The sequence below is a fragment of the Brevibacterium yomogidense genome (assembly GCF_900163715.1).
In the GTDB taxonomy this organism is placed as follows: Bacteria; Actinomycetota; Actinomycetes; order Actinomycetales; family Brevibacteriaceae; genus Brevibacterium; species Brevibacterium yomogidense_A.
This window is the reverse complement of the sequence record NZ_FWFF01000008.1, coordinates 1-21,644: the sequence shown is the minus strand read 5'-3', so window position 1 is coordinate 21,644 and position 21,644 is coordinate 1. Positions and strand designations below refer to the sequence as shown.

General features: G+C 67.9%; 18 protein-coding genes, 1 tRNA gene and 1 pseudogene. 6 read left to right on the top strand and 14 right to left on the bottom strand.

The features are described 5' to 3' along the window. Nucleotides 1–663, bottom strand: a complete 663-nt coding sequence (locus FM105_RS05485; RefSeq protein WP_087005999.1) for a TetR/AcrR family transcriptional regulator — start codon at nt 661–663, stop codon at nt 1–3. 260 nt (nt 664–923) lie between these two features. Between FM105_RS05485 and FM105_RS05480 the strand changes: the two genes are divergently transcribed. Further along, nucleotides 924–2,123 (top strand): DUF418 domain-containing protein, encoded by a 1,200-nt coding sequence (locus FM105_RS05480; RefSeq protein WP_179207083.1) that lies wholly within the window; start codon nt 924–926, stop codon nt 2,121–2,123. Here FM105_RS05480 and FM105_RS05475 read toward each other — a convergent pair. Beyond that, entirely contained in the window at nt 2,047–2,505 is a 459-nt protein-coding gene (locus FM105_RS05475) for a ribose-5-phosphate isomerase (RefSeq protein ID WP_087005993.1), read from the bottom strand. The genes FM105_RS05480 and FM105_RS05475 overlap by 77 nt on opposite strands. An 89-nt stretch (nt 2,506–2,594) precedes the next feature. Further along, entirely contained in the window at nt 2,595–3,200 is a 606-nt protein-coding gene (locus tag FM105_RS05470) for a mycothiol-dependent nitroreductase Rv2466c family protein (protein WP_179207082.1), read from the bottom strand. Between the two features lie 170 nt (nt 3,201–3,370). Here FM105_RS05470 and pepN point away from each other — a divergent pair, with 170 nt between their 5' ends. The 3 genes from pepN to FM105_RS05455 all read left to right on the top strand — a co-directional run bounded on the left by pepN (nt 3,371) and on the right by FM105_RS05455 (nt 7,992). After that, nucleotides 3,371–5,995: an aminopeptidase N gene (gene pepN, locus FM105_RS05465; protein ID WP_087005988.1), complete on the top strand. Its 2,625-nt coding sequence runs from the start codon at nt 3,371–3,373 to the stop codon at nt 5,993–5,995. Between the two features lie 217 nt (nt 5,996–6,212). Continuing rightward, nucleotides 6,213–7,385: a mechanosensitive ion channel family protein gene (locus FM105_RS05460; RefSeq protein WP_256970250.1), complete on the top strand. Its 1,173-nt coding sequence runs from the start codon at nt 6,213–6,215 to the stop codon at nt 7,383–7,385. A 163-nt stretch (nt 7,386–7,548) separates the two neighbouring features. Next, a complete protein-coding gene (locus tag FM105_RS05455; protein ID WP_087005985.1) occupies nt 7,549–7,992 on the top strand; it encodes a globin in 444 nt (147 codons plus the stop codon). A gap of 48 nt (nt 7,993–8,040) precedes the next feature. Here the strand turns inward: FM105_RS05455 and FM105_RS05450 are convergent, their stop codons facing one another. Both FM105_RS05450 and FM105_RS05445 read right to left on the bottom strand, forming a co-directional pair. Continuing rightward, complete coding sequence (locus FM105_RS05450) at nt 8,041–8,733, bottom strand: hypothetical protein (RefSeq protein ID WP_087005983.1); 693 nt, start codon at nt 8,731–8,733, stop codon at nt 8,041–8,043. Further along, on the bottom strand, nt 8,726–9,280 hold the full coding sequence (locus FM105_RS05445; RefSeq protein WP_256970249.1) for an acyl-CoA thioesterase: 555 nt from the start codon (nt 9,278–9,280) through the stop codon (nt 8,726–8,728). Before FM105_RS05445 ends, FM105_RS05450 begins: the two co-directional genes overlap by 8 nt. A gap of 190 nt (nt 9,281–9,470) precedes the next feature. On the opposite strand from FM105_RS05445, the gene FM105_RS05440 reads away from it, so the two are divergent. Then, nucleotides 9,471–10,358 carry an acyl-CoA thioesterase gene (locus tag FM105_RS05440; protein WP_087005980.1) on the top strand — a complete coding sequence of 296 codons (888 nt, stop codon included), beginning with the start codon at nt 9,471–9,473 and terminating at the stop codon, nt 10,356–10,358. A 122-nt stretch (nt 10,359–10,480) separates the two neighbouring features. Here the strand turns inward: FM105_RS05440 and ettA are convergent, their stop codons facing one another. The 8 genes from ettA to FM105_RS05400 form a co-directional block, all read right to left on the bottom strand. Then, entirely contained in the window at nt 10,481–12,163 is a 1,683-nt protein-coding gene (ettA, locus tag FM105_RS05435) for an energy-dependent translational throttle protein EttA (protein WP_087005978.1), read from the bottom strand. Nucleotides 12,164–12,275: 112 nt separating this feature from the next. Then, nucleotides 12,276–13,040 carry a DUF6993 domain-containing protein gene (locus tag FM105_RS05430; RefSeq protein ID WP_087005976.1) on the bottom strand — a complete coding sequence of 255 codons (765 nt, stop codon included), beginning with the start codon at nt 13,038–13,040 and terminating at the stop codon, nt 12,276–12,278. A 150-nt stretch (nt 13,041–13,190) separates the two neighbouring features. Then, entirely contained in the window at nt 13,191–13,703 is a 513-nt protein-coding gene (locus FM105_RS05425; protein ID WP_087005973.1) for a single-stranded DNA-binding protein, read from the bottom strand. 174 nt (nt 13,704–13,877) lie between these two features. Beyond that, nucleotides 13,878–15,485, bottom strand: coding sequence for a GTPase (locus FM105_RS05420; RefSeq protein WP_087006222.1), 1,608 nt, complete (start codon nt 15,483–15,485; stop codon nt 13,878–13,880). Nucleotides 15,486–15,583: 98 nt separating this feature from the next. Beyond that, complete coding sequence (locus tag FM105_RS05415; protein ID WP_087005970.1) at nt 15,584–17,293, bottom strand: dynamin family protein; 1,710 nt, start codon at nt 17,291–17,293, stop codon at nt 15,584–15,586. A gap of 199 nt (nt 17,294–17,492) precedes the next feature. Beyond that, nucleotides 17,493–17,565, bottom strand: a tRNA-Arg gene (locus tag FM105_RS05410). Between the two features lie 159 nt (nt 17,566–17,724). Next, nucleotides 17,725–18,042 (bottom strand): thiamine-binding protein, encoded by a 318-nt coding sequence (locus tag FM105_RS05405; RefSeq protein WP_087005966.1) that lies wholly within the window; start codon nt 18,040–18,042, stop codon nt 17,725–17,727. Nucleotides 18,043–18,048: 6 nt separating this feature from the next. Next, a complete protein-coding gene (locus FM105_RS05400) occupies nt 18,049–19,245 on the bottom strand; it encodes an acetyl-CoA C-acetyltransferase (RefSeq protein ID WP_087005962.1) in 1,197 nt (398 codons plus the stop codon). A 375-nt stretch (nt 19,246–19,620) separates the two neighbouring features. Here FM105_RS05400 and FM105_RS05395 point away from each other — a divergent pair, with 375 nt between their 5' ends. Further along, a complete protein-coding gene (locus tag FM105_RS05395; protein ID WP_087005959.1) occupies nt 19,621–21,201 on the top strand; it encodes a cell division protein in 1,581 nt (526 codons plus the stop codon). Nucleotides 21,202–21,340: 139 nt separating this feature from the next. Here FM105_RS05395 and FM105_RS14655 read toward each other — a convergent pair. Then, nucleotides 21,341–21,644: pseudogene (locus FM105_RS14655) on the bottom strand (HNH endonuclease signature motif containing protein); the annotation flags it as partial.

Genomic DNA, 21,644 nt, shown 5'->3' with positions numbered 1-21,644 from the left:
TCACGACTGCGCACCGCTCGAGCGGCGGCCCTCCACCGCACGGACTGCGACCAGCGCCGCCTCGACGAGGCGCTGGGCCCGTTCCGCTGTCATGTACTGCGGCTCCGTCATCCGTGAGACCGCGATCCCGTCGAGCGAGGCGAGGAGGAGATCCGCTGCAGATTCCGGGCCCGTGTGTCCCGGTTCGATCTCCGAGATGAGGTACGCGAAGAGACCTCGCAGCCGTGCCCATGCACTCCGGTGGATCCCAGCGAGCCCCTCGTTCACACGTGACGTCGCCACGAAGTCCAGCCACACCCCACCCAGCCGGCGGGACTCCTCATCGACGAGCGCCAAGCCGATGCACATCGTGCGCAGCACCAGGAGAGGGTCGCCGGGACTGTCCTGTCGCGCAGAGCCGCCGGGGCTGTCAGGAGCTTCCGCACCAGCGGCGGCATCGTCACGAGCCTGAGCCTCGAACAGCGCCGTGAGCTGAGCCATGGCGCCCTCGAGCATCTGAGCCTTCGTCCTGAAGTGATGCTGGACCGCACCGATCGACACGCCGGCACGCTGTGCGACCGCCCGAACACTCGCCCTGTCGATCCCCTCATCCGCTATGACGTCGACCACAGCCTCGAGGATCCGGGAGCGTCCGCCTGTGATGCCTGAGCCGTCGTCCGTCATGGCCCTCACGATAGCGTCCTCGAGCAGCGGGCCGTGCGGCCCGCAATACAACCAATACGGGCGTATTGCACTGCAGGCAATACGTCCGTATTGTCTGAGTCATGAGTTCCTCCCGTCGCCTGGCGAGCACACCAGCAGACGCGACAACCCCAATAGTTCCGGCAGACGCGACAACCGCCACCGACAGTGGTCCGCTGAACGCGTCTCCTCCCACCGGACCTCGTCGAGAAGCAGGCCTCGACATCGTTCGAGGCCTCGCAGTGCTGGGAACCTTCGGCACGAACGTCTGGCTCTTCACGCATCCGGCCGGGATGTTCGGCTCACTCGTCGACCCGCTCGCAGGGATCGACACTGACGCCGAGCTCTTCCTCTACGGACTCGCGGCGGGACTCCCCAATGGGAAGTTCCTCGCCCTGCTCATGATGGTGTTCGGCATGGGACTGACCATCCAGCACGCCGCGTGGAATCGCAGACAGGCGGGCGGCGACAGACAGGCATCCGGCGAGCGCCGCAGAGACTGGTTGCGCTCCTACGCTCCGCGCGCACTCATTCTGCTGCTGGACGGCGCGGTGAACTTCGTCCTCGTCGCGGAATTCGACATCCTCATGGGCTATGCCTTCACCGGCTTCATCGTCGCGGCGCTGATCGCGGGCTCACCTCGCACCGCACGCGTCTGGACGTGGTGCGCGGGCCTCATCCATGCGGGTGGGCTGCTGCTCCTGGCCGCACTGGTCCTCACACCGGTCGCCCCTCCGACTGCCGCCACAGACCCCACCGGAGAGGCAGCAGCGGTGCACCAGGACGGATCATTCCTCGACCTCGCGCTCTTCCGCCTCGATCACTCACTCATCTTCCGCGCGGAGCCGGTCCTCACTCTGGCGATGGGAGTCTGCCTCTTCCTCGTCGGTGCTCGCCTCTATGACCGGGGAGTCTTCACCTCGCACGGCGGTCCGCTGCGCAGGCGCCTCATGATCATCGGTGCGTGCGCTCTTCCGATCGATATCGTCCTGGGCTTCACCGGGTTCGCGTCCGGGATCCTCCTGCAGCGCTATCTCACTGCACCATTCGTCGCCCTGGGGCTGCTCGGCCTCATCGCGCACATCGCCCGCACCCGTGCCGCGCACACCCTCGCGGGACGGTGGGCCGCCGCAGTGGGTCGCATGTCCCTGAGCGTCTACGTGGCGCAGAATCTTCTCGCCGGTGCGCTCTTCTACGGGTGGGGCCTGGGACTCGCGGGCCGCTTCCCCGATCACCGGATCGCGATGACCCTCATCGCCGTCGTGGTGGTCGTCACCGCCATGATCGCCTTCGCGCTCGCCTGGCAGACGACAGCGGCCCGCGGCGTCATGCGCCGCGGGCCGCTCGAGGCGATCAGTCACGCACTCAGCGCGACTCGTACGCGGCGATCTGCCCGATCCGACGATTGTGACGCTCATCGTCGCTGTACGGAGTCGCGATGAACGCATCGACGATCGCGATCGAATCGGCCTCCTCATGCTGACGCGCACCGACGGACACGAGCCACGCGTCGTTGTGCTCACGGGCCAGCTGCGCGATCTCCGTGTTCCAGGCGAGCGCACAGCGGGCGCCGGCGACCTTGTTCGCAGCCATCTGCTCGCCGTTCCCGGATCCGCCGATGACGACGCCCAGCGCGTCGGTGCCGTCAGCACGAGCGGCGACCACGGCCTCGGCGGCGGCGATGCAGAACGACGGGTAGTCGTCCAGGGCGTCGAACTCGAGCGCGCCGTGGTCGATGACCTCGTGCCCGGAATCGGTGAGGTGCGCCTTCAGAGTCTCCTTGAATTCGAAGCCTGCGTGGTCGGTGCCCAGGTGGATCTGCATGGTGAGCCTTTCAGTCTGAGACGGAGAAGTGGGCAGCGGACGGGTCGGTCCGCTGGGATACGGCGGTCAGTACAGGCGGAGTCCGCCGCTCAGTCGAAGATGGGTCCGGTGGTCCGGGTGCGCTTGAGCTCGTAGAAGCCGGGGATGCTCGCAGCGGCGAACACACCGTCGAAGAGCTTTCCGGCGTCCTCGCCCTTCGGCGCGGGCGAGACGACCGGACCGAAGAAGGCCACGTCACCGACCGCGACGACGGGAGTGCCGACGTCCTCACCTACCTTGGAGATGCCCTCCTGGTGCGAGGCGCGCAGCTGCTCGTCGTACGCGTCCGATCCTGCGGCGTCGAGCAGCGAGGCGGGAAGGCCGACCTCGTCGAGCGCCTCGGCGCACGCCTTCATCCAGTCCTTCTCCTCACCGGGGTGGATCCGCGTGCCGATCGCGGTGTAGAGGTCGCGGATCACGCCTTCGCCGTGCTCGACGCGGGCGGCTGTGACGACGCGTGCGGGCTCGATCGCCCGGTCCATCGACTCCCGGTATTCATCCGGGAGTTCGCGGCCCTCATTGAGGACGGAGAGGCTCATCTGGTGGAAGACGACGTCCACGTCTCGCACCTTCTCCACCTCGAGTGCCCAGCGGGACGTCATCCACGCCCAGGGGCAGATCGGGTCGAACCAGAGATCCAGAGTCGAAGCAGCCAAAGTCCCCTCCCAAGGGATCGAGTGGGCATATGCGGCACCAGCCTACGCCGCCGGGTGCACAGCCGGCCCGGTCGCCCGACTCGGGCAGCGTCCCGCATGTCAGAATGAGGACAGGAACGACACCGATGCACACTGATGCAGACCGATGCAGACCCCCACCGGAGGACCGTATGCCGCAGCACAATCTCACCCGCGCAGAGGCGCAGGACCGCGCCGGGGCTCTGGATGTGCACTCATACGACGTCACGCTCGTCCTCGACGGCACGGGCAGCGGCTTCCGTTCGGTGACGACCGTCGCGTTCTCCTCCGTGAGCGGGTCGGGCACCTTCATCGACGCGATCAGCGAGAGGATCGACCGGCTGATCCTCAACGGCGAGGAGCTGGAGCCCGAGCGCTTCGTCGAGGACGGCCGCATCGCACTCCCCCATCTGGCGGAGAAGAACGTCCTCACCGTCGACGGGCGCTTCTCCTACATGAACACGGGCGAGGGCATGCACCGCTTCGTCGACCCGGTCGACGGCGAGACGTATCTCTACACGCAGTTCGAGGTGCCGGACGCGCGTCGTGTCTTCGCGGTGTTCGAGCAGCCGGACCTCAAGGCCTCCTTCACGTTCACCGTGCTGGCCCCGTCGCACTGGACCGTCGTCAGCAACTCCCCCACCCCGCAGCCCGACGCGGCGGCGCAGGCCGCCGCCGGGCTCGGCATCGACGGGACCGGGCTGTCCGTGTGGCAGTTCGCCCCGACACCGCGGATCTCCAGCTACATCACCGCGATCATCGCCGGGCCCTACTCCTCCGTGCATTCGTCCCTCACCAGTGCGGACGGCTCCGAGGTGCCGCTGGGCGTCTTCTGCAGGGCGTCGCTGGCCGACCACCTCGACGCGGACGACCTCTTCGAACTGACCCGCGCGGGCTTCGCGTTCTTCGAGCGCCTGTTCGGTGTCCCGTACCCGTTCGAGAAGTACGACCAGCTGTTCGTCCCGGAGTTCAACGCGGGCGCGATGGAGAACGCGGGCGCCGTCACGTTCCTGGAGAACTACGTCTTCCGCTCGCGTCCCACCCGGGCGATGGTCGAGCGACGCGCGGTCACCATCCTCCACGAGCTCGCCCACATGTGGTTCGGGAACCTCGTGACCATGCGGTGGTGGAACGACCTGTGGCTCAACGAATCCTTCGCGGAGTACATGTCGACGCTCGCCGCCGCAGAGGCGACGGAGTTCACCGACGCCTGGACCACGTTCGCGACTCTGGAGAAGTCGTGGGCGTACCGCCAGGATCAGTTGCCGTCGACGCACCCGATCGTCGCGGAAATCTCCGACCTGGAGGACGTCGAGGTCAACTTCGACGGCATCACGTACGCGAAGGGCGCCGCCGTGCTCGGCGCGCTCGTGGCCTACGTGGGCCGCGAGGAGTTCTTCACCGGCGTGCAGGAGTACTTCTCCGCGCACGCCTGGTCGAACTCCGTGCTGGACGATCTGCTCCGCCCGCTGGAGAAGGCATCCGGCCGCGACCTCCGCGCGTGGTCGCGCTTGTGGCTCGAGGAGTCCGGCGTCAACGTGATCCGGGCGCTCCCCTCCCGGGACGACGCCGGCGCGCTCACCGCACTGACGCTGACCCAGGAGCCGCACATCATTCCGGGCCAGCCGGTCCCCAGCCTGCGCCCCCACCGACTCGGTGTGGGCTTCTACCGCCTGGACGAGGACGGTCGCTTCGCCCGCCTCGCGACGGTCCACACGGACCTGGACGGGGATTCCGTCGACGTGGAGCTGCCGGACGGCGCATCCGCCGCCGAGGTCGTCGTCGCCAACGACGGTGACCTCACCTATGCGAAGGTCCGGCTGGACGAGGAATCCCTGGCCCTGGCATCGGAGCACCTGAACGGCTTCGACGACTCGCTCACGCAGCTGATCGTCCTCTCCTCTGTCTGGGACGCTGTGCGCGACGGCGAGCTGCCGGCAGCCCACTACGTCGAGCTGCTCCACCGGCATCTGCCCGCGATCACGCATTCCTCCGGGCTGCTCGTCCAGCTGCGCCAGCTCGCGACCGCTCTGGACGCCTACGTTCCGCATGCGCGCAGGTCCGACCTGCGCGCGCGGATGGCCGACCGCCTCTGGGAGCTCACCGGCGGTGCCGACGGGATCCCCGCCGGATCGGACCAGCAGCTGCAGCTCTTCCAGGCGTTCTGCCGCCAAGCATCCACGGATGCCCACATGGATGCGCTCGAATCCGTCCTGGTCGACGCGGGGACCGTACCGGGACTCGTCGTCGACACCGACCTCGCCTGGACGATCGTCACGGCGCTGGCCGCCGGTGGGCGCTGGACCGACGTCCGCATCGCCCAGCACCTCCGCACCGACGACACCGCCGCAGGGCAGCGCGCTGCGGCCACCGCGAGGGCCTCCCGGCCATCCTCGTCGGCCAAGACGCAGGCATTCCTGGGGCTGGTCGACGACCGCTCCCTGCCGAACGCGATGATCGGCGCGATCGCGCAGGGGTACGCCCGCGGGCTCGAGCACGACGACGGGACGCTCGTTGCCGCGAATGCGCCGCTGACTGATTTCAGCCGGGAGTACTTCGATCGCGTGACGGGCTGGTGGGAGTCGCGGACCCTGGAGATCGCCCAGACGCTCACCCTGAGTCTCTTCCCACCGGCATCGGAGCGCACGGCGAAGGCCACCGAGGCGTGGATCGAGTCACATCCGAAGGCGCCGAAGGGGCTGCTGCGGCTGATGCGGGAGAACCTCGACACGACACTCCGCGCGCTCCGCGCGCAGGCCGTCGGCCTGGAGGACTGACCGACCGCGCAGAGTGCGGACGTGCAGGTCAGCCGAAGCACGGCCTCGGCGGCGGATGCTCCGTACCGGTGGCCGCCGGCGGCCGACTGCGGGACTGCGGGGGCACCTCGGCGGGGACTGCCGACAGCCCTCCGTGACCGCACCGTGGAGTGTCCTCTCAGACAGCGCGCGAAACATGAGTGTGCTGTCCAGGATCCGACGTTAGTGTCGGGGCAGTATGGCAATCCTCCCTCTCCTCCACGCAGTCCCGTCGCTGCTGACGAGCACCGCCTCCAGCGTGCTCGCAGCACCGCAGACGGCGGACGCCTCACCTGAGCCGTCGACCTCTGCAGATTCGACTCCCACCCCGACACCGTCACCTCCGTCGGTGGAGGACGTGCAGCGCAGCGTCGAGGAGTCAGCCTCCTCCGGGCTCGAATTCATCACCGGCACCGGCCTGCGCGTCGCCGTCATCATCCTCGTCGCGATCGTCCTGACGTTCGTCTCCAGGCGCCTCATCCACCGTTTCGCCCAGTCGATCGCGGAGGGCCACACCAAGCGGGGGATCATCTCCAAGGGCGACCGGCCGCAGTCGGGCGCTGCGGATGCTGCAGCGCGGACGCGACGCGCGCAGAGATCCACCACGGTGGGGTCCCTCCTGAAGTCGATCGCCGCGATCATCATCTGGCTCCTGGCCGTGCTGATGGTGCTCACCGAACTCGGCTTCGACCTCGCGCCCATCCTTGCATCCGCCGGCATCGCCGGCATCGCGCTGGGCTTCGGCGCCCAGACACTCGTGAAGGACTACCTCGCGGGCTTCTTCATCGTCATCGAGGACCAGTACGGGATCGGCGACGTCATCGATGTGGGCGAAGCGATCGGCACCGTGGAGGAAGTGGGTCTGCGGACGTCGAAGATCCGCGCGCTCGACGGCACGCTGTGGCATGTGCGCAACGGCGAGATCCTGCGCGTCGGCAACTTCTCCCAGGGCTTCGGCAACGCGCTGCTCGACCTGCCCTTCCCGTACGACGCGGACGAGCAGACCGTCACGACGATCATCAACGATGCGGCATCCGCTCTGCGCGAGCTCGAGCAGTACGACGCCGTCATGCTGGAGGCTCCGGAGATCATGGGCGTGCAGGAGATCAGCGGCGAGGCGGTCACCATCCGCGTCACCATCAAGACGAAGCCGGGCGAGCAGTTCGCGGTCGGTCGTGCGTTCCGCGGCGAGTTCAAGCAGCAGATGGCGGCGCACGATCTGACAGTGCCATGGAGCCAGGCCGTCATCCGCACGATGCCGAATCCGACCGCGGCCTCCGCGACGCGCAGGGCAGCCGACCACGCGGCGGAGAAGTCCGACGGCGAGTCCGGCGGGAGCAGCTCGGAGGCCGCTGCGCCGCCGAAGGAGTGAGTGCCGGCCGCGCAGCACTGGCCGACGAGCAGCCGCCTGTCGGTCACGGGGCGAGGCATTCCAGCACCGGGATGCGGCCGCCCGGGACCGGGCCGAGACTCTCCGGTACCGTGGCGAGCAGGACAGCGGACCATCCGATGCCTGCAGACGAGGAGCCCCATCCATGACCACGCCCCGCACGACGATCCCCGTCGGACGACCGTCGAGCGTCTTCGAGTCCGTCGGCGGACATGAGACCTTCACCGCTCTGGTGGACGCGTTCTACGCGGGGGTGGCCGAAGACGAGGAACTCATCGCGATGTACCCGGACGGTCTGGAGCTCGAGGGGGCGAAGTGGCGGTTGCAGGCGTTCCTCGAGCAGTACTTCGGCGGCCCGACGACATACTCCGAGCAGAGGGGCCACCCGCGTCTGCGGATGCGGCACATGCCGTTCCCCGTCACGTTCGATGCCCGCGACAGGTGGCTGCATCACATGCGGGGCGCTCTCGATGCGATCGCGCTGCCACCCCTGTACGACGAGCTCATGTGGGACTACTTCCAGCGCGCCGCCACTGCGATGGTCAACACCGGGGACGGCGACCGGCAGCCTCCGGGCCCGCTGATCTGAGAGAGGCCCGCCGACCTCGGTGACCGGGGGGGGGTCGGACCAGACACCTCATCGGACCAGCACGTGTCCCCCGGGCATGCTCAGTCGTGTCCACACCCCTGACCGCAGGACGTGGGCGGCGCCGTCGCCGGGGAGGAACCCCAGCACGTAGGCACCGAACGCCGCGCCGGCGGGGATCGGCTGCGAATGCTCCGTGTCCGACGATTCCGGCGTGTAGCCCACTTCCAGGGCGGTGCGCGACCAGACCTGCTTCCGCAGCGAATCGACAGCGTGCGAACCCGCCCGCTCCGGCGTTCCTCTGGCGACTTCTCCGATCCCGTCTTCGGCCACGCCCCTGAGCGACCCGACGCTCACAGTGCCCAGCGGTTCCCACGGTCCGCGGGGAGGCGAGATGCCTGCCCACGAGGCCCGGACCTCGGCCGGGGGGATCGAGATTCCGCGCACTGACTCGCCATCCGCCTCGAGCCGCGCGAAGCGATCGAGCAGAGCTCGAGCGTCGACCACGACGTCGAGTCCGTCCATCGCCGGGGTCGTGATCCGCAGCATGCGCATGCCCAGCACCAGCGGCATGCGGTCGCCCAGGCCGTGGGGGTGGAGCGGGGCGACGGTGAGGACGAGGACGTCGTTGGCGACGGCCATGCGCACGGCAGCGTCGTCATCAGCGTGGGCGGCTCGCGAGACGAGCGTCTTCCAGTCCTGCAGGGCCGTCGGGTCGACCGGGATCAGCAGATCGTCAGACATGGCGGAGCCGCACAGGTGCCGTCACTGCGGCTTCGAGCTCTTCCCGTTCATGATCGCGGATGCGACGAGCGCGGCCGCTGGCCGTGTCGACGAAGACGACCTCCGTCTCTGCGACAGTGTAGGCCCTCGCCCCGTCAGGCTCTGCGATGACGTATCCGACCGTCATCGACACAGCGGACACGGCGGAGATCACGCAGTCCACGGCGACCGGGCCCTCACGGTACGGGATGGGTTCTCGGTACTCGATCTTGTGGGAGAGCACGAGGAGGTCGGTGTCAGCACTCGCGCGGCCCAGGACGTCCGGCAGGCCCGAGCCCAGGACGACCCGGCCGGCGCCCGGCACCTCCGTGTTCGCGGCGTCGCGCGCAGCGGTCGGCGATCCGAAGGCCCGCACACGTGCCTCTTCCAGCACCCGCAGCTGGGTCACGTTGTTGACGTGGCCGTACGCGTCCATATCGCCCCAGCGCAGCTCGATGAGCACGCGGGTGAAGGAGCCGGGGATGAGCGGGTTCGTGAGAACCGAGGACGACTGGTGCATGTCCTCCATCCTGCCATCCACCACGCGTGCGGCCTGCATCAGGATCCACCGGACGAGATCCCCGCACGTCCCTGAACGATCGATCAGACGGAGCGGTAGGATCAGTGCATCACGCGCGCGGAACCCGGGTGGAACCGGATGCGACGGCGCGCGCCAACGACTGACGACGACCCAGCGGTACAGCCGCGAGGAGGAGACCATGGACGCGACAGCGGACATCGACGAACTGCAGCGGGTGCTCGACCTGCGCCGGCTCGACACACCGGGGATCGGCGGCGAGGAGCACAACTTCCAGGGGTGGAACCAGCCCAAGCCGGGTGACGTCCTGTTCGGCGGGCAGGTCCTCTCGCAGTGCGTGGTCGCCACCTCCGCCACAGTGGCCGACGACCGCCCGATCCATTCATTCCACGGGTACTTCCTGAGGGCCGGGTCGGTCTTCTCCGATCTGACGTTCGGCGTCGACGTGCTCCGGGACGGAGGATCGTTCTCCGCCCGGCGCGTGCAGGCCTACCAGGATGGTCAGCCGATCTTCACCGGCATGGCCTCGTTCCAGCGCGATGAGGAGGGCCTGGACTACCAGGACACGATGCCGGCCGACGTGCCGGCGCCGGAAGAGCTCCCCTCGCTCACGGAGCAGCTCGCGCACATCGATCATCCTCTGCTCGAGGGCTGGGTCTTCAAGCGCCCATTCGAGATCCGGGGAGTGGAGCCCGCCATCCAGGCCCGGTTCCAGGGCGAGCAGAAGGCGTCGGAGATGTTCTGGGTCAAGACCGTCGCGCCGTTCGGCCATGACCGTGTGCTGAACGCGGCGGCTCTGGCATACGTGAGCGATTACAACCTGCTCGAGCCGACGCTGCGGGTCCACGGGATCCCCTGGTACACGCCGCAGCTGCGGATGGCGAGCCTCGACCACGCGATGTGGTGGCACTCCCCCGTCGACTTCGATGACTGGCTGCTGTTCGACCTCACCGGCCCGAGGTCGAACAACGGTCGAGCGCTCGGCACCGGCCGCGTGTTCTCCCGCGACGGTCGCCTCATCGCCAACGTCTCGCAGCAGGGGATGCTGCGACTCAAGCCGAAGAGCTGAGCGAGTTCGTCGAGCTACACGCACCCGACGAGCTCGACGAGTTCTTCGACGAGTTCAGGTGAATGTCTGGAGGGCCCCCTCGAAAGGGGGCCCTCCAGACATTCACCTGGCGCGCGTGCGGCTCAGTCGCGCGTCAGACGGCGGTGCGTGACGCGGTGCGGACGTGCCGCATCCTCGCCCAGACGATCCACCTTGTTCTTCTCGTATGCTTCGAAGTTGCCCTCGAACCAGTGCCACTTGGCCGGGTTCTCATCCGTGCCCTCCCACGCGAGGATGTGCGTGGCGACGCGGTCCAGGAACCAGCGGTCGTGGGACACGACCACGGCGCAGCCGGGGAACTCGAGCAGAGCGTTCTCGAGCGAACCCAGGGTCTCGACGTCCAGGTCATTGGTCGGCTCATCGAGCAGGAGCAGGTTGCCGCCCTGCTTCAGCGTGAGCGCGAGGTTCAGCCGGTTGCGCTCACCGCCGGAGAGGACGCCGGCCTTCTTCTGCTGATCCGGGCCCTTGAAGCCGAAAGCGGACACGTAGGCGCGTGACGGCATCTCGACGTTGCCGACCTGGATGAAGTCGAGTCCGTCGGACACGACCTCCCACAGGTTCTTGTCCGGGTCGATGCCGCCACGGGACTGGTCGACATAGGAGATCTTCACGGATTCGCCGATCTTCAGCTCTCCGCCGTCCAGCTCCTCCATGCCGACGATCGTCTTGAACAGCGTGGACTTGCCCACGCCGTTCGGACCGATGACGCCGACGATGCCGTTGGGCGGCAGCGAGAACGACAGACCGTCGATGAGCGTGCGCCCGTCGAAGCCCTTCTGCAGGTTGTCCGCTTCGATGACGAGGCTGCCCAGGCGCGGGCCGGGCGGGATCTGGATCTCCTCGAAGTCCAACTTCCTGGTCTTCTCCGCCTCTGCCGCCATCTCTTCGTAGCGAGCGAGGCGTGCCTTGGACTTCGTCTGCCGGGCCTTCGCGTTGGACCTCACCCATTCGAGCTCGTCCTTGAGGCGCTTCTGCAGCTTCTGGTCCTTCTTGCCCTGCACCGAGAGGCGTTCCTGCTTCTTCTCGAGGTACGTCGAGTAGTTGCCCTCGTACGGGTACAGGTGTCCGCGGTCGACCTCTGCGATCCACTGCGCGACGTGGTCCAGGAAGTACCTGTCGTGAGTGATCGCGATGACGGCGCCGTGGTAGCTGGAGAGGTGCTGCTCGAGCCACAGCACGGATTCGGCGTCCAGGTGGTTGGTGGGCTCGTCGAGGAGCAGCAGGTCGGGCTTCTCCAGGAGGAGCTTGCACAGTGCCACGCGACGGCGCTCACCGCCGGACAGGTGGGTGACCGCCATGTCGCCGGGCGGGCAGCGCAGGGCGTCCATCGCCTGCTCGAGCTGCGAGTCCAGGTCCCACGCATCCGCGTTGTCGATGGCTTCCTGGAGCTTGCCCATCTCTTCCATCAGGGAATCGAAGTCTGCGTCCGGGTTCGCCATCTCCTCGGAGATCGCGTTGAACCTGTCGACCTTGCCCTTGATCTCGCCGACTGCCTCTTCGACGTTGCCCCGCACGGTCTTCTCCTCATTGAGAGGAGGCTCCTGCAGGAGGATGCCGACTGTGTATCCGGGGCTCAAGTGGGCTTCGCCATTGGAGGGCTGCTCCAGCCCCGCCATGATCTTGAGGATCGTCGACTTGCCGGCGCCGTTGGGGCCGACCATGCCGATCTTCGCTCCGGGATAGAACGACATCGAGACATCGTCGAGGATGACCTTGTCACCGTGCGCCTTGCGCGCCTTGTGCATGGTGTAAATGAATTCTGCCATAGTGCCTTCCAGCCTATAGCTCGAGCACGCCTACGACTATTCCGACGCGGGCGTCACGCATCACCATGTGTGGACTGGTGCGGCTGACGGTCTGGCGCCGTGCGCGGACGGGTCAGTTGCCCCCGAGTCCCGCTCCGCCGGAATCGTCACCGGAACCGCCCTCAGCGCCGCTGTCGGAGCCCTCTTCGGCTCCCCCGTCGCTGGAGCCGCCATCGCTGGAGTCTTCGCCACTGGAGTCGCTGCTGGAGCCTTCGTCACTCGAGTCCCCGCTCGAGTCCCCGCCGGAGCCTCCGTCGCTGCCGTCCTCCGAACCGCTCGAACCACTGTCGGAGCTGTCTTCCGCGCCGCCGGATTCTTCGCCGTCATCTGCCGACTCTCCGGAGAAGTCCTCTCCCGGGATATGTCCGGCACCGTTGTCCCCGGCGCCGTCCTCCCGCGGCTCACCGCTGGGCTCGGGCGCGTCCTCGGGACGATCGACAGCGCCGTACAGGCACGTCCCCGTCGACTCCGACGGCGGCATGAGGCTCGCGAAGATGTCGCCTTCCCTGATCTCACCGACGATGCAGCCCTCCTCGAGCAGCACCGCGAACATCTTCGAGGAGACGCCGGTGTCCAAGGGCGTCTTGTCCTGTGTGGCTTCGAGCTGGCCGGCGTCGTAGCCGGCGTCCATGAGGGTGTCGAAGAGGGATTCGGAGGTCGGCAGCTCCCCCTCCTCCTCGACGAGCGGCGCGAGCACCGCCGTGACGTCATCGACGATCGCAGGCTCTTCGGATTCCACGACCTTCGGCTCGGACGGTTCACGTTCGAACACGGAGCAGCCGGTCAGCAGAAGCGCGACGGTGCCCGTGAGGGCGGCGAGTCGGCGAGTCGTGACCATTCGAGTCCTTCCGGAGTGCGATTGCGCGGATCCCACTCTAGCGCCGCACGGCCTCCTCGACGACTCGCCGCTCCCGAGCGGGCCTGAAGCACCATGCCTCAGCACCGACCGGCCCCTGCACAGGCTCGGACTGCTCAGACGCGAGGCCGCTCAGAACGGTGCGCCCGCCGGTTCGCGCTCCTCCTTGTCCTGCGGGGCCGCGTCGGCCAGTGCTGCGGTCGGGGGCTCGTCACCGGCTCCGACGGGCGGTGGGACGGGCCCGTCTCCCTCACCCTCGCCTCCGTCCGGGAGAGGCTCAGCGTTCAGGGTGCTGGAGCTGACGAACTTCGCGACGCCGAACAGCAGGTTGGGACCCACGACATCGGCCACGATCGTGCCGCTGGTGCCGGTGCGCCCGTCCTTCTCCCAGTCACGCAGTCGCAGTTCGCCCGCGACGATGATGCTGTCGCCCTTGTGCACGCAGTACGCCATGTTCTTCGCCAGCGCACCATAGGCGTTCACGTCGAACCAGCTCACCCCGCGGCTCACGACCTCACCGGTCGCGCCGTTGAAGTAGTCGTGGTTGACGGCGATCCGGACGTTCGCCCAGGGACGGCCGTCGTCGAAGGCGCCGGAACGCGGTTCCTGGCCCACCGTTCCGACGAAGACATTCGTGAACTTCATGTGACTCCCCTTCCACCCAGCGGGAGGGCGTCTCCCTGCCCGTCAGTGGAACGACCACATCGTGCCGGCGCCGGACGTTCAACGAGCCCGCCACAGCTGTGGAAACAGCGATGGTGCGCACACATGCTGTGTGCGCACCATCGTGCGACGCGGGATTCGACCTGTGACGCGGAGTCAGCGCAGCCCGTCGTGGATCCGGCGGTGGTCGTCGACGACAGCGGTGATCGGCTCGAGGAACGCGCTCTCGGCAGTGGAACGGACGGCGTCCTGAAGCCTGACGGTGATGGAATCCGCAGCGTCGACTGCACCCTTCTTCCGAGCGCCTGACGCCCAGGAGGACACGACGAAGGACCCGACCACCCCTCCCACGAACAGGACGACCGGCACGATCCACAGGAGCGGGCCCGGTTCGAACCCGACTCCGACGATCGCGATGATCTGGATGACCAGCCACCCCAGACCGACGAGGGTCGCGGCGAAGAAGAGCACCTGGAGGATCCCGGCCAGCGTCCACCAGCCGGGCTGTCGGCGCGGGACCTCGACCGCGGTGATCGCCTGGTCGAGGTTCTCCGAGAGCGCTTCCGAACTGGCGCGCTCCTCCTTCGCGACCCGGTTGCGCCAGACCGACGGCATCCCGGACACCGCCGCGTCGACCAAGTCGTGCGCGGCCAGGCTCACGCGCGCACGCTGGGCACGTGTCACCTCGGGCGATCCGGCGCGGATGAGGTCGTCACGGTCTGCTCCGTGCTTCGCTCCCAGCGGATCCGCCTGTGAGCGCTGCATCCACGCGAACACCGGATACGCGGTCCGCTTGTATGCGCGACGGAGGTAGTCGTCGTGCACCGTCTGCGCGATCGCATCGACTCCGGCGGCATCGGTCATCGCGTCCACGAGCTCCTGCGCCCCGCGGATGTCCGCGATTCCGTCGGGTGGCTCACCGATCTCTGCGAGGACGCGACCGTTGACGGTGCGCACGTCGGCCAGCAGCCGTTCCGTGACGGCACGCTTCTGCGCGACCGTCTCTGACAGGATCCGACGCAGACCGTCCACGCCGTGTCGGGTGACGGCCGATGCTGTGCGGACACGCGCGTCCACCAGGCCATCCGCCTGCAGGAGCGACGCGAAGTGGGTGGAGGCGTCTTGGCGCTCCGCCGGTGCGATCCTGTCGATCTGGTTGAGCACGAACACCATCGCCGTGCTGTGCTCCGCGAACGCGGCGAGGTACCCCGTGTGCAGGGAGTAGTCGGCGTACTTCTGGGGATCGACGACCCAGAAGACCACATCGACCAGGCCCACCATGCGGTCGGACTCCAGGCGGTGTTCGCTGGCGGTCGAGTCATGGTCGGGCAGGTCGATGAGGATCAGCCCGTGCAGCGCGGACTCGTCGTCACCGTCCAGTGCGGATTCGCGCCATGTGCGGTTCTCCACCGGCACCTCGAGCCAGTCGAGGAGCTCCTCTCCCCCGGATCCCCACACGCAGGCGGTGGGCTTCGAGGTGGTGGGGCGCCGGACGCCGACCTGGGCGATCTCCAGCCCCGCAACGGCGTTGAACAGGGACGACTTCCCTGAACCGGTCGATCCTGCGAACGCGACGACCGTATGCTCCTCGCCCAGTCGCATGCGCTCGTCGACACGGGCCAGGAGGTCCCTCGCGTCGGTGACGATCGCGGGGCGCAGTGTGTCCTCCCCGCGGTCGAGCGCGTACCGCAGGCCCTCCGTGAGACGGCCCAGCTCATCGCGCGACGGGTCGGCCCCCGCCCCTGCGTCTGAACCCGTCGACATGGCTGTGCTTGGCGATGTGCCAGCGCCCGACAGTGTGCCGGGGCTCGACGACATACCGGGGCCCGACGACGCGCCGGGACGTGTCGACTGCTCGGTCATCACAATGCCTCCTCGAGTCTCGTGCCGCTTCCGCGGAGCGTGCCCGCCTGCCGGGGCGGGACCTCGGCCGCGGCGAGGGCGTCGTCGAACGGTGCGCGGCACGACGCCAGGAGCTCCTGTGCGGAGTCGAGCAGGCGAGTGCGGACCGTGTCGGCCAGGTCGCGCGTCACCTGGTCGCCGAAGATCGTGTCAAGCAACTTCCCCGCCACGACAGCGGTGCCGCCCGCGATGCCGACCTCTGCACCCGTCAGCCCGCCGGTGCCCGCGAACGCGGCGAGCATGACGACCGCACCGACGCCGTTGACGCCGAACGACAGGATGCGGGCCTTTGCACGCTTCGACTGTCCGACGTCGCGGACGAGCTCGTTGACGCTCGCGGACCATTCCGTGATCGCCCTGTTCACACGCGCGTCGAAGTCCGCGGGGACACGGAAGCGGGCGAAGCCGTCGTCGCCGTGTGCTGCGATGAGCGCCGCACCTGCCGGGGAGTCCTCCCAGCTCATGCGCGCGCCCGTGACAGCTTGGACGGCCTGCTCGCGGATCAGCAGGCTCACGCTCTGCTCGATCGCGAGCTCGAGCGGTTCGGCGGTGTCCCTCTTGCCGGTGACTGCGGCGGTGATCCGGTCACGCAGCCGCGCGACGGTGGGCTCGAGGCCGCGGAAGAACTGACCCGCACCCACGAAGTCCTGCCAGCGGGCCAGGACCTCGCCGCGCAGTACGCGGCCATCGGCGAGCGATGACGCCAGTTCGTCCGTGGCGGAGCCGAAGCTGTCGTCGACCGCTGAGCTCAGGCGGGCGTGCGCATCCTCCTGCTCGACGATGTGTGCGGCCAGCTCCTCGGCGCGCGGAGGGACTGTGGCCAGAGCACCAATGAGGGTCTTCTCGACGACGCGCGATCGGGCGGCGTCGCTGCGACCCAGGTTGAGGATCCACGAGGTGAGGGTGAAGACGGCGGCTTCCGGGAGCAGCCCGTCCTCGAGCGGGACCTCCGGCACGGTGAAGACCGGCGAGGACCCCAGCCCGGCGTCGCTCAGCAGATCCGTGAGGTGGCGGCGGACCTCGCGATTGGCCTCGGTCGGGACACGATCCAGCACGAGCGCGACGGTCGTGCCGCGGGCCTGCGCCTCGGTGAGCAGTGCCCACGGGACGGCGTCCGCGTACCGGGCCGCGGTCGTGACGAAGAGCCAGAGATCTGCGGCTGCGAGCAGCTGGCGGGCGATGCGCCGGTTCGACTCCATGACGGAGTCGATGTCCGGCGAGTCGAGGAGTGCGAGGCCGGGAGGGACGGAGGCATCGGCGACGAGTCGCAGCTGCGGCTTGTCCAGCTCCGTCTCCTCACGCGTCACGCGTGCGAAGCCGGCGAGCACGCGGTCGGACTGGAAGTGCTCCGCGTCATCGGGGTGGTGGACGAGGACGGGAGACCGCGTCGTCGGGCGGATCACACCGGATTCCGTCACGGACCTGCGAAGGATCGAGTTCACAAGGGTCGACTTGCCGGCTCCCGTGGAACCGCCGATCACCACGAGCAGCGGCGCATCCGGATTCTGCACGCGGGGCAGCAGGTAATCCTCGAGCTGATTGCGAAGCGAGTGCTGGAGAGCCCGGGCGTCGGGGGCTGAGGCGGTCTCCAACGGGAGTCGGGCTTCCTGCACGCGTCGCAGCAGGTCCGCGAGCGCGGAAGCGGCGTCTGCGCCGACGGACTGGGTCATTGAGCGGGCATCCACGCGTCAATCATCGTCGCGATTCGCGACGACCTCCACTCACCACGCCGGGAACCCGCGGTTTCACTGAGAGTTGGTGCTCTTCAGGTATCTGCAACTGGAGTAGATCCCGGACACTTCCGGCTTCAGCGACCCTGCAGCCGACAGCCTCATAGCTGTCGATCTCACCGTCACTGGTAAGAGGAAGTGCCCCCAGCAGGATTCGAACCTGCAACCTACGGATTAGAAGGCCGTTGCTCTATCCATTGAGCTATGGGGGCGTGTCGCCTTGTGACGACCACGCAGTATCCTACCGCCGCCGAGGCGCCGGGCACACTCCAGCAGGACTCCACTGGACGTGTGCTCCGACTCCCCCGGCGCAGCAGTCATGCGGGTCGGTAGTGCCCGATCCACTCGTTACTCGGACGCGGGTCCGCTCGTTACTCGGAGGCGCGGTCGATCGCCTGCTCCAGTCGCTCCAGCTTGCCTTCCAGCTCACCGGTGCGACCCGAACGGATGTCGGCCTTCACGACCAGCGAGACGCGGGGGCCGAAGGCGGCCACAGCCTCGGTCGCGGCCTTCACGACGGCGAACACCTCGTCCCACTCTCCTTCGAGAGTGGTGAACATCGAGTCCGTGCGGTGCGGGAGTCCGGAATCCCGGACCACCTTCACCGCGGCGGCGACGGCGTCATGGACGCCGCCGTCACCGTCCGGATCGGCACCGCCGGACGGTGCGACAGAGAACGCGAGCAGCATGCTGGATCAGCCCTTCGGAACAGTGATGATGAGAGCGTCGCCCTGACCGCCGCCGCCGCAGAGTGCCGCGACACCGGTGCCGCCGCCGCGACGCTTGAGCTCGAGTGCCAGGTCCAGGACGATACGAGCGCCGGAGGCACCGATCGGGTGACCCAGTGCGATCGCCCCACCGTTGACGTTGACCTTCTCAGGGTCGACGCCCAGGTCTGCGGTCGAGGCGAGGCCGACAGCGGCGAACGCCTCGTTGATCTCGTAGAGGTCGAACGAATCGGCCGCGACTCCGGCACGCTCCGCCGCTGCCCGGATGGACTGCGACGGCTGGTGCTGCAGCGACGAATCGGGGCCGGCCGTCCACGCGTGGGCGCCGATCTCCGCGAGGATCGGCAGGCCGAGCTCCTCCGCCTTCGCCTTGGACATGACGACGACTGCGACGGCACCGTCGGAGATCTGCGACGCGTTGGCCGCCGTGATCGTTCCGTCCTTGCGGAAGGCGGGACGCAACTTGCCCATCGACTCAGTGGTCGAGTCAGCGCGGATGCCCTCATCGTGCTCGACGGTGACCTCGCCCTTGCGGGTCTTCAGCGTCACCGGGGTGATCTCCTCGGCCAGGTGGCCCGCTTCCTGTGCTGCTGCAGCGCGCTGGTGCGACGTGGCTGCGAACTCGTCCTGCTGCTCCCGTGTGAAGGAACGCTTCGGATCGTCCTCGTCGTTCGCGGTCTCCGTGAGTCCGCCCATCGCCTGATCGGTGAAGGCGTCCCAGAGGCCGTCGTAGTCCATGTGGTCGCGGACCTGGACAGTGCCGTACTTGTATCCGGCGCGGGACTTCTCGAGCATGTGGGGCGCGTTGGTCATCGACTCCTGGCCGCCCGCGACCACGACGTCGTACTCACCGGCGCGCACGAGCATCGCCGCCTGTGTGATCGCGTTGATCCCGGACAGGCAGAGCTTGTTGATCGTGATCGCGTTGACGGTCATCGGGATGCCCGCCTTCACTGCGGACTGGCGTGCAGGGCCCTGCCCGAGTCCGGCCTGGAGCACCTGCCCCATGATCACGTGCTGGACCTGGTCCGGGCTCACACCCGCACGGGTGAGTGCCCCGCTGATCGCTTCAGCTCCTAGGTCGACGGCACTGAGCGAGCCCAGCGCTCCAGACATCTTCCCGAATGGGGTGCGCGACCCCGCGACGATGACGGCTTCGGTCATTGTTCCTCCTCATGAGAGTGCTCCTGCACCACCGATCGATGTGCTCGGATCGGAGTGCTCAGCACCAGACGACTGTGTTCTGCATCGCACGTCCCCTACAGCCTATCGAAGGCCACGGACTCCCCTGAACTCTCGGGGCACCCTGAGGGATGGCAGACGAACGATCCGCCCGACCTCATAGGTACCTGGGACAGTCCGCCCATTGGCCGATACGGGTGCCGCTGGAGGGCCCCCACGCATTAGAGTGGGTTCCGAAGCGCGGCGGGACCGCGGCCATGCGGGCATACGTCCAGCAGAGTCACTGTCCGGTGAGGAGAGACTCCGACCAGCCGCCATACAGCGATCGAGCATGATCTGAAGAGGATGGGAGCCTCAGTGACGCCTCCAGAAGAGTTCCGCACCGCGATGCGCGGTTACGAGAAGAGTGAAGTCGATACGCGCATCGGGCAGCTCAAGAAGGAGATCGACTCCCTGCGCAAGGCGCTCAAGGACGCGCGCAGCCAGGTGATCAGCGCCGACCGTGCGAAGCTGCAGGTCGCTGGAGAGCTCTCCGAGGCCAAGCAGCAGCTCAAGAAGGCCGCCAACGCGCAGCCTGAGACTGACGGAGCACCGGGCACCCGGATCGACCATCTCCTCAAGATCGCGGAGTCCCAGGCTCGGGAGACCCTCGCCCAGGCGACCGCGGATGCCGAGACGATCCGCAACAAGGCGCGTGCGGATGCCGCTGGCCAGCGCGCGCGGATGCGCACGGAGTCCGACGACACACTGAGCGGTGCGCGTTCCGAGGCCGAGGCGATCACCTCGTCCGCAGAGCTGCGCGCATCCGAAACGATCACCGCGGCCGACAAGAAGGCGAAGGAGACGATCGCCTCGGCAGAGCGCGAGGCGGAGCGCCTCCGTTCGGTGGCGACGGCCGAAGCATCCGATTCTCGCGAGTCCCTCACGCGGGAGCTCGCCACGATGAGCGCCGACGCGGAGGAGGCAGCCGCGCGAGTCCGCAGCGAAGCGAAGACGGAGGCCGACGAACTGCGTGCCGCAGCGCAGACGGAGGCTGACGAACTTCGCAAGGACGCGCAGGAGAAGGCGGATGCTCTCCTGGCGGATGCGAAGTCCCGTGAGGATGAGACGCGGAAGACGTCCGAAGCCCTCGAGCTCGAGCTCGCCACCAAGAAGAGCGACTTCGAGAAGGCCGAGAAGGAGCGCTTCGAGACGTCGAAGGCGGAGAACGACCGTCTCTTCAAGGAAGCACAGGAGCGTGCGGAGAAGGCCGAGGCCGACGCGAAGGCGGCGACGGAGCGTGCGGAGAGCACTCGGAATGACGCGGTCGAGCAGGCCGACACGATCATTGCGGACGGCAAGAAGCGCGCGCAGACGCTGATCAGCGAAGCGCGTGCGACGGCGGAAGCCACCATCGAGGAATCGCAGGCTGAATCCCGCCGGAACGTGCAGTCCGCACAGTCGCAGGTCGATCTGCTCACGAAGCAGCGGAAGACGATTGCAGCGCAGCTCGACCAGCTCCGCTCCATGTTCGCGAACCCGGGCCTCCTGCCCACGACCGATGAGTCGAAGGAGCCCAGCCCGGAACGGGTGGCTGCGGGCGCTGTGCCCACGGAGAAGATCGCAGACGAGGACGAGCTCAATGCTCTTCGCGCGGAAGCGGGTATCGACGCAGAGGCCGATTCGGACGGCGATCAGGACACGGACGAGATGTCAGTCTCTGAAACTGCGTCCGGGCACGCTGCGGACGCGGAGGACGCCGAGGCCGTGGTCGTCGATGCAGAGACAGATGACCCCGCGCCCGAGGCCGCTGACGACGCCGCCGATCAGGGCAGCGAGGACGAGGCTGCCGAAGACGACGCAGATGAGTCCGCCGACAGTGCAAAGGATGGCTCCACCGGCAAGCCGGGAGCTCCCACCCTGCATGGACGCCCGCAGGCGAACAACCGCCTGCGCTGAGTCATCGGTGACGTGACGACGTGACATCGGCTGTGGCCGAGCGGTGATCCGCTCGGCCACAGCTGTTTCTGCCCGTGCGCCACAGCACCGTACGACTGTGCGAGCTTGTTCGGGGCCAGGCTCACTCCTGCCCTGGACGTCAGAACGGGGGTGGCACCTCGCCGGGGGCGCCAGGTTCGTCAGGTACCTCGACTGTGGTGAACAGGTCCGGGCCCTCGTAGTCCTCCCCTACCGGTGCCCGATCCAATATCTCCGCCCGCGCCACCAACACCTCCGGATCAGGAGGATCGAGCCCCGCTGCCAACGGCGGCGGGCTCGTCGATGCGGTCTGTCCCATCGGCAGCACCCACGCCACCTCATTCCTGCCCAGACGCTGCAGCCAGATGATGCCCTGAGTCTTCAACTCATGATGGTGCTTACACATCGCATGCAGGTTCTCCATC